This window comes from Nocardiopsis ganjiahuensis DSM 45031 (genome assembly GCF_000341085.1).
Classification (GTDB): domain Bacteria; phylum Actinomycetota; class Actinomycetes; order Streptosporangiales; family Streptosporangiaceae; genus Nocardiopsis; species Nocardiopsis ganjiahuensis.
In genome coordinates this window covers 159788-170273 of record NZ_ANBA01000020.1, presented here as the reverse complement: position 1 = coordinate 170273, position 10486 = coordinate 159788, and the positions used below count along the sequence as shown (strand labels likewise).

Annotated in this window: 8 protein-coding genes; 6 read left to right on the top strand and 2 right to left on the bottom strand. The window is 72.8% G+C overall.

Translation table 11 applies throughout. The features are described from left to right. Window positions 1-71 precede the first annotated feature (71 nt). Complete coding sequence (locus D458_RS0126555; protein WP_040702826.1) at window positions 72-956, top strand: helix-turn-helix transcriptional regulator; 885 nt, start codon at window positions 72-74, stop codon at window positions 954-956. Window positions 957-1023: 67 nt separating this feature from the next. Here the strand turns inward: D458_RS0126555 and D458_RS0126550 are convergent, their stop codons facing one another. After that, entirely contained in the window at window positions 1024-2247 is a 1224-nt protein-coding gene (locus D458_RS0126550; RefSeq protein ID WP_017589748.1) for a hypothetical protein, read from the bottom strand. Window positions 2248-2620: 373 nt separating this feature from the next. Between D458_RS0126550 and D458_RS0126545 the strand changes: the two genes are divergently transcribed. The 5 genes from D458_RS0126545 to D458_RS36820 all read left to right on the top strand — a co-directional run bounded on the left by D458_RS0126545 (window position 2621) and on the right by D458_RS36820 (window position 9484). Then, window positions 2621-2989 (top strand): hypothetical protein, encoded by a 369-nt coding sequence (locus D458_RS0126545; RefSeq protein ID WP_017589747.1) that lies wholly within the window; start codon window positions 2621-2623, stop codon window positions 2987-2989. A 103-nt stretch (window positions 2990-3092) separates the two neighbouring features. Further along, window positions 3093-5255, top strand: a complete 2163-nt coding sequence (locus D458_RS0126540) for a hypothetical protein (RefSeq protein ID WP_017589746.1) — start codon at window positions 3093-3095, stop codon at window positions 5253-5255. A 127-nt stretch (window positions 5256-5382) separates the two neighbouring features. After that, complete coding sequence (locus tag D458_RS0126535) at window positions 5383-7056, top strand: alpha/beta hydrolase (RefSeq protein ID WP_152521252.1); 1674 nt, start codon at window positions 5383-5385, stop codon at window positions 7054-7056. Between the two features lie 221 nt (window positions 7057-7277). Then, window positions 7278-8789, top strand: coding sequence for an alpha/beta hydrolase (locus D458_RS0126525; protein ID WP_051049796.1), 1512 nt, complete (start codon window positions 7278-7280; stop codon window positions 8787-8789). Between the two features lie 167 nt (window positions 8790-8956). Next, window positions 8957-9484, top strand: coding sequence for a hypothetical protein (locus D458_RS36820; protein WP_204366930.1), 528 nt, complete (start codon window positions 8957-8959; stop codon window positions 9482-9484). Here D458_RS36820 and D458_RS0126520 read toward each other — a convergent pair. Continuing rightward, entirely contained in the window at window positions 9381-10460 is a 1080-nt protein-coding gene (locus tag D458_RS0126520; RefSeq protein WP_017589743.1) for an AraC family transcriptional regulator, read from the bottom strand. The two genes, D458_RS36820 and D458_RS0126520, sit on opposite strands and share 104 nt — an antisense overlap. Window positions 10461-10486 lie beyond the last annotated feature (26 nt).

The following is a 10486-nucleotide window of genomic DNA, read 5'->3' as shown; positions in this document are numbered from 1 at the left end:
CCAGACCACCGCCGTGGGTATCCCCCGCAGGTGCAGGCAGGGCCGGATCCGCCGGACGTACGATGCGGGGCATGGAACTCGAGAGCCTCGGCACCTACCTCAGGACCCGACGTGACCGCGTCACCCCCGAACTGGTGGGTCTGCGCGCCTACGGTCCGCGGCGCGTCCCGGGACTGCGCAGGGAGGAGCTGGCCCAGCTCGCGGGTGTCAGCCCCGGGTACTACACGCGCCTGGAGCAGGACCAGGCGGGCACAGCCTCCCAGCAGGTGCTCGACGCCCTGGCCCGCGTGCTGCGGCTCGACGAGGCCGAGACGGTCCACCTGCACAACCTGGCGCGCCGCCCCTCGGTGCCCCGCCTGGTCCGGCCCGAGCCCGAGCACCCCCACCCCCGGGTGCTGGCGCTGCTGGAGTCCTTCGGGGAAGGTGCCCCGGCGGTCCTCCTGGGGCGGCGCGGGGACGTCCTGGCGTGGAACCGGTCCGGGCACGCCCTGGTCGCCGAGCACCTCGACTTCCGCTCCCCGGAGGACCCCGAGAACCGGCCGTCGGTCCCGAGGATGTTCTTCCTCGACCCGCTCCACCGGGACCTGCACCGCAACTGGCGCGAACTCGCCGAGGTGCACGTGGCCTACCTCCGCCTGACCGCGGGGCGCTATCCCACGGACGCGCGCCTGGCCGAGCTCATCGGAGAACTGGTCATGCGCAGCCCCGAGTTCGCCCTCATGTGGGCCCAGGGCGACGTCCGTGACTGCACGGTCGGGACCATGCTCCTCCAGCACCCCACGGTCGGCGCGCTGGACGTCGACTACCAGGTCTGGCTCCAGCCCGACAGCCCCGACCACCACCTGGAGGTCTACACCGCCCGCGGCGAGTCCGACCGCGACGCGCTCAGGCTGCTGACCGGCCACCGGGCGGACGGGGGAGCGCGGAATCGCCCGCGTGCTCCGCACCCCGCCTGAGCCCGGGAGGGGGATGCCGCTCCCGGGCCCTCGGCTCGGGTCCCGTCGCCGCACGGGTCCCGCCCGCTCAGCCGTTGATGGCCTCGGCCAGCGCCTCCAGCAGGTCGGCCCGGCGGTCGGGGTCGTCCTGGGCCCCGTGCCAGAGCCGCGGTGACCGGGGGGCCTCCTCCAGGAGGCGGCGCAGCAGGGCGTCGAGCGCGCCCCGGGGGTCGGCGTCGAAGGCCGCCCGGTGGGCCTGGGCCTCGGCGGCCAGTTCCCCGGCGAGCCAGCCCAGCCACGCGCGTTCGGCCCGGTCCAGGACCTCGCGCCTGTCGGCGGCCCCGTCATCGGGGTCGGGCAGGTCGGGCACGGGGGTGTAGGGGGCGCTGCGGGCCCGTCCCCGGGCGTGCTGCACCAGCTCGAAGTGGCCGGGCATGTTCACGGCCATCCGCCCCAGGACCCCGGTGAGGCGCCGGGCCACGTCCTCGCCGCTCAGGTTCGGCAGCAGGCGGCGCAGGAGCAGGCGGCGGCGCTGGTCGGGGGTGCGTCCCTGGTCGGCGTCGCGGCCCGCGGCCAGTTCGACGAGTTTGCGGAGCAGGTAGTCACCGGTGGCGGTGGACACCATCGGGGGTTCCCTGACGGCGGTGAGGGGACGCCCGTGCAGGTCGGCGACGGGGACCGCGCTGCCGTCCTCGGTGAACGACACGGACTCCCCGGGGTGGATGTCCTCGGGCAGGTCGGCGGCGGGGTTGCCCCAGCCCGCGGTGAGCACGAGCAGGGCCAGCGCCTCCTGTTCGACCACGTCGGTGGCGACCCGGGCCACGTCGCGGCGCTGGGCCCAGCGCCGGGGCCGTTCGGAGAAGGCGCAGCGGACCTTGCCGTTGGGGGCGGGCTGCGGGTAGACGTGGCGCAGGTTCTTGTAGGAGCGGTCCCGGCGGACGTCGTCCAGGGCGTCGCGGAGCCGGTGCGCGGCGGTCCGGTCCACGACGACGTGTTCCGCGCCGATGCGGTCCACAGCGTTCGCCGTGCCTGTTTCGGGCACGGTGGACGCACTCTCGGCCGCAGGCGCGGCGGCGGTCACGACACCGGCCATCCGCACGGCGATGACACTGCGCGGATCACCCCGGTGCTTCTCACACGGGCAGTGTTCGAAGCACAGGTCGACGTAGTCACAGAACTGCTCGGAGTGGCCGGCGCAGCCCTGTGCGGTTCCGTCCGCGGAGCACGGTCCGCACCCCATGACGCGCGTGAAAACGCGCAGGAAGGTGGCCGAACCGAACAGCTCCCGGGCGGAGCAGTGGTGCTTGCTCACGAACTCTTCTCCCCGGATGTTCCGGGGCTGGACGCTTCCCCAGCCCTTCCGGGGAAACGCGTGAACGAGACGTGAGGCTCGTGGTGACACTCCTGCGTCAACGGGAGGTCGTACAACAAAATATGACCACTGAGGCTGGAATGTCAATTATCGACCATGGGACTGAATGCGACTAAGTGTCAAAGTTATTCACGAATCGGTCATTGTCAACATTGGCCTCAGGGGGAACATCGGTGTTTCCCTTTGCCGGAGCCCTCCGGCGCCCGGGAGGGTGTCCGAGAGAGTGCGGTGAGGGCCTCGGAGCGGGGTGCGCCGCGGCCGTCCAGGCGAAGCGGACGGCCGGCATGGATCGAGAGGTACGGGAGGTCGCTGGATGTCCGTGGTCAATCTGACGCCGCACGAGGTGACGGTCGTGGACGAACACGCGAGGGTGATCCGGACCTGGGGGAGGGCGAGCGACCCCGTGCGGGTCGAGGCCGTCCGGGTTCCCCTGCGGGAGGTCGAGGGTGTGCCGCTCCTCGCGGAGGAGCGTACCCGCGCCCGCCTCCCCGAGCCCGTCGAGGGGGTCTGGTTCATCGTCTCCTCCGTGGTGAGCTCGGCCCATCCGGAGCGGCGTGACCTGCTGGTCCCGTCCGACCTCGTCCGTGACGACAAAGGAGTGGTCACCGGATGTCGTTCCTTTGTCCTCACCTCCGCTCCGGTGCGCGATCAGGAGTACAAAGGGGAGAAAGTGCTCCAGTGACCCACTTCGGTTAAATGTGAGCACAGTGGTCACGGGTGAGTACTGTGGTTCCGTTCCTGTTGTCTGGAGACGGCCGAAAACGGTGCGTCCGGGAAAGGAAACCGTGGACGCACCCCGTGTCGCAGTCGTCCTCGTGGGACAGAACCCCACCCCAGCTCTGCTCACCGCGCTGACCCTCCCGGTCAACCAACTGCTCCTGGTCTCCAGCGACGGGACCCTCCCCGTCGCCCGCCGGGTCGCGGAGGCCGTCGGACGCCTCTCCACGGACCGGTCCGTGCGCGTCCTCAGCGTGGGACAGGATCCCCACGACCCCCGCCGGGTGACCGATCTCCTGGAGTCCGTGCGCGGGGCGCTGAACGGACGGCCCTGGTACCTCGACTACACCGGCGGCACCAAGGTCATGAGCGTGGCCGCTGCCCTGCACCACGAAACCGCCCTGCCGCCCCGGGCCCGCGCCTGGCGCTTCTACCTGGACTCCCACAGCGACCTGCTCCGCGCCGCCGACACCGAGCGCCCCGACCGCGCGGTCTCCTGCGAGGGCGTGGACCTGCGCACCCTGGCCGGGATCCACGGCGCCCACTGGCTGGCCGACCGGGACCCCGAACCCGTGCGCCGGTTCCTGGACGGCGGGGAGGAGGCCCTGGCCGAAGCGTTCCCCAACCTGCCCGAGAGCGAGCGCAACGGGATCGCGGCCGAGGGGCGCGTGCTCTCCCACCTGCGCCGCCTGCTGGGCAAGCGGTCCGACAGCGAGGTCCTCGGCTCCCGGCGGGTCGCCGACCCCTTCCGCCCCGGCGGGTCGATCGCCGACTTCGACATCCTGGTCCGCCACCGGCACCGGGTGCTGTGCGTGGAGGCCAAGACCCGGGCCGAGGACGTGGTCGCCCGCGCCGGCTGGACCGTGGCCAAGGCCCGCAGGGTCTTCGGCGGGGCCACCCACGTGCTGTTCGTCTACTCGGGGCCGGTCGTCGCCGACCTGCGCGACCAGGTCACCGCGTACAACCCGGCGCTGTCCGCCCGCCAGGTCCACGTGTGGAACCTGGACGCCCTGACCGAGCGCGTCACCTCCTTCCACGCGGTGCGCGACGCCTTCTTCCCGAGCCTGGCCGACACACCCCCGAAAGCGGCCGTCCCCTCCGTGCTCCCGCCCGAGGCCGCCCCGTCGGCCGAGCCCGCACCGCGCGCACTCGAACCGCCCTCCCGCCACCCCGGGCCCGAGGACGCGCCCCTCCTGGTCACACCCCTGGGCGGGAGCCGGTTGGGGGCCCTGGCCGCCATGCACGCCCACCGCCCGTCCCGCGCGCTGGTCCTGCCCTCGAAACAGAGCCTGCGCGCCAGGGTCCGGGAGGCGGCCGCCCGCGCCCTGCGCGCCGCCGAGGACCCGGAGGCGCCCCCGGCCGACTCCGAGACCCTGCGCGCCGAGGGCTACCGGGACCGGGTGCGGCTGGCCGCGGACCCGGTGGACGGCTACGACTCCGGGGCGGTCCACCGGGCCGTCCGGGAATGGATCGAACGCGAACGCGACGGCGCCCGACCGGTGGTCGTGGACATCACCACCGGAACCAAGGCGATGAGCCTGGGCCTGGCCAGGGCCGCCCGGCACGGCGGGGCCTGCGCCACCTACCAGCTGCCCAGGGACCGGGCGGTGGTGTGCCTGACGCACGGCCGCAGGGAACTGGAGGGGCGGGCCAGGATCGACTGGTCGCTGGTGCTGCCCGGGTACGAGCCGCTGACCGAGCCCCTGGGGGACCTGGTCACCGGACCGGCCCGCGACCAGGTGGACCTGGAACTGCTGGAACTGGCCGGGTCCGCTCTCGGCGCGGCCGCCACGGGGGAGTGCGGGGTCTGGTGGGACGTCTCCCTCGCCGACTCCCAGGGCTTCCTCACCGCGCAGGAGCGGCCGGGGCTGGTGCTGACCTTCGACGATCGGGCGGTGGGGCTGGCCGCGCCGGCGCGCCTGCGTCGGCGCACCCCCGAGGGGCCTCTGCGCGGTGTCAGCCCGGGGGCGTGGGCCCAGAGCGTGTTCGCGGCGACCACCCACCTGAACGCGCGTTGCGACGTGGCCGGCACGGTCCTGGCCCTGACCCGTCCCGGGCGGGACGTGAGCCGGGCGGCCGAGCTGGTGGACTGGATCGCCCAGTCCGGCCCCGACGATCCCGCCGCCGGCATCCGCTTCGGTGAACCGCTGCGCCCGCTGGTCGTCGAGGTCGACCCGGCGCGGGGGGAGGCAGGTCGCGCCCTGCTCACCACGGACGTCAGCCGGCTCTGAGGCCGGTCCGCGTCACTGCCAGTGATCTAGGTGTTTTGTCGCATTTGTTACACATGAGGTGCCAACCGGGCCACCACGGAAATCGTCTTCGCTGCAGAACATCCCCCTTCCTGAACGGAGCCGCAGCGTGCGGTATCGATCCACCCGGGCGTTGGCCGCGGGTGCACTGGTCACGGCCCTGGCCACCGGCTGTTCCCTGATCCCGGCGATCCAGGAGACACAGGAGAACATCACCGGTCAGGTCGAGTCCGCCGGCGCACTCCAGCGCCTGCGCACACAGAACCTGAACTGGGGGCCCTGCTACAGCAGCTCGGACGTCGACGAGATCCTCGAGTTCTGGGACGTGGACGAGGACTGGCAGCGGAACCTGGAGTGCGGTGTCATGGTGGCGCCCCTCGACTACCGGGACCCCGAGCAGTACCGGCTCCGGATCGCCCTGATCCGCCAGCCCGCCACCGGAACCGACGAGCAGCGGCGGGGTTCGCTGGTGCTCAACCCGGGCGGCCCCGGCGGAACCGGCCAGGACATGCTCTTCGACGAGATCCTCAGCCCCGAGATCCGGGAGGCCTACGACCTGGTCTCCTTCGACCCGCGCGGGGTGGGCGCCAGCAACCCGGTCGCCTGCCACGAGGCCGAGGACGGGGTCTGGGCGGAGGAGGGCACCGACCGGTGGGAGGACCTCCTGGCCTGGGACCTCGAACCGGACGACCTCAGCGACACCGACCTCCAGGAGCTGGACGAGGCGGCCAGGGAGTACGCCGAGGTGTGCGCGGAGGAGGAGGGCGAGGACTTCCTCGCGCACCTCGGCTCCCTCGACGTCGCCCACGACATGGACCTGCTCCGCGAGGCGCTCGGTGAGGACGAGCTCAACTACGTGGGCTACTCCTACGGCACCCACCTCGGCGCGGTCTACGCCGACGCGTATCCCGACCGGGTCGGGGCGATGGTGCTGGACGGCGGCGTCGACCTGGCCATCTCCCCGGCGGACACGCTGGTCGAGCAGCTCGCGGGCTTCCAGGCGACCTGGGAGCTGTTCGTCGAGGACTGCGCGGCCACCCGCAACAACTGCGCCTTCAGCGGCCCCGACCGGGCGACCGGGGAGATGCAACAAATCCTCGGAGACCTCGACGAGGACCCCCTGGTCATGCACGACCCCGTGTGGGCCGAGGAGAAGGTCGTGGTCGACGGCGACATCATGCTGGACATCACCATGCAGGCCCTCTACAGCGAGGACATGTGGCCCGACCTCAGCGACGCCCTGGCCGACCTGGACGCCGGTGACCACCAGCGGGCCGCCTACTTCGTCTCCTACCTCTACATGGTCGCCTACGGCCACCCCGACGAGGAGTTCGACGAGGCGGACCTCGTCAACGCCGAGACCGCGCGGACGGCGGTCGAGTGCGCCGACCACCCGGTGGACGCCACCGCCGTCGACACCTCCGACCACCGCGACCTCATGGAACGCGCCCACGACGCCTCCGCGCTGTTCGGCGGGCTGGCGGTGTGGCCCCTGATGGTGTGCTCGCACTGGGTCGAGGCCGAGGCGGCTCCCACCGGGTTCACCGCGCCCGACGCCCCTCCGATCGTCGTGATCGGCACGGTCGGCGACCCGGCCACCCCCTACGGCTGGTCCCAGAGCCTGGCCGAGCGGCTGGCCAGCGCCACCCTGGTCACCTACGAGGGCTCGGGACACGGCGTCTACGGGTTCGGTCTGAACGACTGCGTGGACGAGGTGATCGACACCTACATCCTGGAGGGCGTCACCCCCGGTAGCGGCCACTTCTGCGCCCCCACCGGCTGACCCCGCGCCCGGGCACGGCGGTGCCCCCTGCCGAGGTGGCACCGCCGGTTAAAGAGCGTCGGAACGGACTGTTTACCCGCCCACCGGGATGTTCTCCGCACCCCGACCCATGAATGCCCAGAGTATTGAACCCTTGCTGTCAGTTACTCGGAGTGAGGGTTGGTGTACGGGTGCGCTGCACGGGCGGACGGGTTCTCGGGGCCGTGGGACTGACCGCGGTGATGGTCGCGACAACGGGTTTCGCCCCGGCGGACGAGAGGGACGGACAGCGCTCCTTCTACGGCCAGGAGATCGAGTGGGCGCCCTGCCTCACCCCGGAGGAACTGGCGGAGGCCGAGCCCTCCGAGGGCGACCCCGACTGGACCTCGCGGCTGGAGTGCGGCACGGTCACCGTCCCCGTCGACCACGGCGACACCTGGGGAGAGACCATCGAGATGGCGGTCGTCAGGCACCCGGCCCAGGGGACCGCCGAACAGTACCGGGGCTCCCTCGTGTTCAACTTCGGCGGTCCCGGCAGTGCCGGGGTCGAACAGTTCAGGGCCGGTCCCCTGGCCCTGAGCAGGCAGACCCGGGACGCCTTCGACCTCGTCTCCTTCGACCCGCGCGGCGTGGGGGAGAGCGCCGGGTTCACCTGCCCGGCGTGGGAGGTCGTGAAGCGGCCGCTGGAGGCCGTCCGGGGGACCGCGCCCGAGGACGTCACCGAGGGCCGGATCCGGGACCTGGAGCGGGCCGCCATGAGGTACGCCCGGAGCTGCGTGGACGAGGTCGGCGAGGGGTTCCTCGCCAACATGGGCACCGTCAGCGTCGTCCGCGACCTCGACCTCCTCAGGGACGCGCTGGGCGAGGACCGGCTGAGCTATGTGGGCTACTCCTACGGCACCCGTGTCGGCGCCCTGTACGCCGAGATGTTCGCCGAGAACACCCGCGCCCTGGCCCTGGACGGGGCGATGCAGATCGAGCGGGACGTCATCGCGGACGCGGTGGAGCAGAGCGAGGGCGCCCAGACCGCGTGGGAGGCCTTTGTCGCCTACTGCCTGGAGGAGGCCCCCGAGTGCCCGTTCACCGGAGCGGAGGAGGCCCCGGCCGAGGCGGAGGCGATCCTGGCCGGGCTGGACGCCGACCCGATCGTCTTCGACGGGGAGGCCGTCGGCCGTCACCAGATGCTCGGACTGCTCCGGGACTCGCTCCGCTCCGAGCGGCAGTGGGAGAGCGATGCCCGCCTCCTCGCCCGGATCGCGGCGGGCGACACGGGGGACGAGTTCGTCCAGGCGTACCTGAGCCGCTTCGCCGACGGCCCGGACGAGGCCCCGGGAGCGACGGAGTCCGCCTTCACCGCGGTGCAGTGCGCCGACCACGTCCGACCCACGGACCCCCGCGACTACCAGGAGGGCGCCCGGCGCGCCGCCGAACTCTCCCCGTTCTTCGGGGGCGACGAGGTCTGGTCGTACCTGCCCTGCGCCTACTGGCCCGACACCGAGCTCGCCCCCACCGGGGTGAGCGCCCCCATGGCACCGCCGATCCTGGTCATCGGCACCCTGGGCGACCCCGCCACCCCGTACGTGTGGGCGCGGGAGCTGGCCGGCCAACTGGCCTCGGCCACCCTGTTCACCTACGAGGGCGGCGGCCACACCGCCTACGGGAACCGGCGCGCCTGCGTGGACGGTGTGGTCGACGCCTACCTGCTGGACGGCGAGGTCCCCTCGGAGGGCTCCTCCTGCCCCGGCGAGCTCTGACCCGATCCGGCGCCTCCGCCCGCGCCCTGCCCCTCCGTCAGCCCCGGCTCTCCGGCGGGGTGCGGTTCCCTCTCCGGGGTGACCCGGCTCCCCCGCGCGGGGGAGGCGCTCCGGCACCGTCCCGGCCAGAGTCGGAGGCAAGCAGGGAAACCGGAGAGAAGGCGGACATGGGCACAGGGAAACAGCGGACGGAACGGGGCGCCACGGGGGACGGTCCGGGACGGAGGCCACCCGTGTGGCTCGGCCGCGCGGCCGTCGTCGCGATCCTGGGCCTCGGCGTCGCGCACCTCCTGGTCACCGGCGGGTTCGTGCTCTCCGGACAGCAGGAGCCCACCCCGGGTTTCCTGGTCTGGGTCTTCGCCCCGCTCCTCGTCGCACTGGGACCGGCCGCCGCGGCGGTCTCCCTGATGCGGCCCGGGGCGGAAGGGGCCCCGAAGCGTGGGCCGGTCTGGGCCGCCGGCACGACGGCGGTACTCACCACCCTGCTCGCCCTCGTCGGGCTCGCGCCGCTCGCCTTCGGCGCGAGCCCGGCCTCCCTCTTCCTGGGGCCCGGCCCCTACGCCCTGCCCTGCGCGGTGCTCTTCACCGCTCTCACCCTGAGCGCTCGGGCGCGGCGGGGGACAGCGGTTCCTCCGGAAGGGCGGTCCGCGACGACTCCCGGTACCGCCCGGGGGACCGGCCGAACTCCCGCTTGAACGCGTTGGCGAAGGCGAACTGCGACGAGTAGCCCACCCGGACGGCGATCGAGCCGATCGTCGAGTCCTCCTCGCGCAGCAGGTGCGCGGCGATGGTCAGCCGCCACCACGTCACGTAGGCCAGCGGTGACTGCCCGACCATCGAGGTGAAGCGCCGGGAGAAGGCGGCCCGGGACAGCCCGGCCCGCTCACCCAGCTCCGCCACGGTCCACGGGTGGGCCGGGTCGCGGTGCACGGCCTGGATCGCCGCGTGCACCCCCGGGTCGCGCATGGCACCGGCGAAACCGCACCCCGCTCCCTGGCCGGCGGTGCGGGCCTCCTCCAGGTAGGTGCGCAGGATGTACACGACCAGCATGTCCAGCAGGTGGGGGATGAGGGTGTCCCCGCCCGGCCGGTTCGATCCCAGTTCCCGGCCCAGCAGCCCCACCGCGAGCGGCAGCTCCGAGCGCTCGCCCACCCTCGCGGGCAGGTGCACCACGGAGGGGAGTTCGGCGAGCAGGGGATGCGGCCGCGCGGTACTGGCGAAGTAGGAGCCGCCCACCGTGACACAGGAGGGCTCACCGTCCTGAGCCTCCCCGACCGAGGTGGCTCCGAACGGCGGGACGGCGGGCGTGTCCTTGGGCCGGGCGTGCCCCTTCGTGCACACCAGGGTGGGCACGGCCGCCTCGGCCAGGGTGTTCACGATCTCCCCCCGGCTCCGCAGGAGGCTCACGCAGTCGATCCGGTCGGCGGGTACCTCCGGAGAGCTGGTCAGCGAGTGCTCCCGCCCGCGCGGCAGGAACAGCACGTCGCCCGGCCCCAGCTGGACCGGTTCGCCGCCCTCCACCAGCAGCCAGCACGAACCCTGCAGGACCACCAGGAACTTCGCCCCGGGCACCTCGGGGAAACGCATGCCGTAGGGGGCGTACCACTCGATCCTGGCTGAGTGCGGCTGCCCGGTGCGCACGGTCGAGATGACGTCGCTCAGCACATCCATGCCGTCAGCGTATCCGTGATCATCCA

Bases quoted from the DNA above. Each gene is read 5' to 3' on its own strand.
- D458_RS0126555 (WP_040702826.1), top strand. From the start codon at position 72: ATGGAACTCGAGAGCCTCGGCACCTACCTCAGGACCCGACGTGACCGC.
- D458_RS0126545 (WP_017589747.1), top strand. From the start codon at position 2,621: ATGTCCGTGGTCAATCTGACGCCGCACGAGGTGACGGTCGTGGACGAA.
- D458_RS0126525 (WP_051049796.1), top strand. From the start codon at position 7,278: ATGGTCGCGACAACGGGTTTCGCCCCGGCGGACGAGAGGGACGGACAG.
- D458_RS36820 (WP_204366930.1), top strand. From the start codon at position 8,957: ATGGGCACAGGGAAACAGCGGACGGAACGGGGCGCCACGGGGGACGGT.
- D458_RS0126520 (WP_017589743.1), bottom strand. From the start codon at position 10,460: ATGGATGTGCTGAGCGACGTCATCTCGACCGTGCGCACCGGGCAGCCG.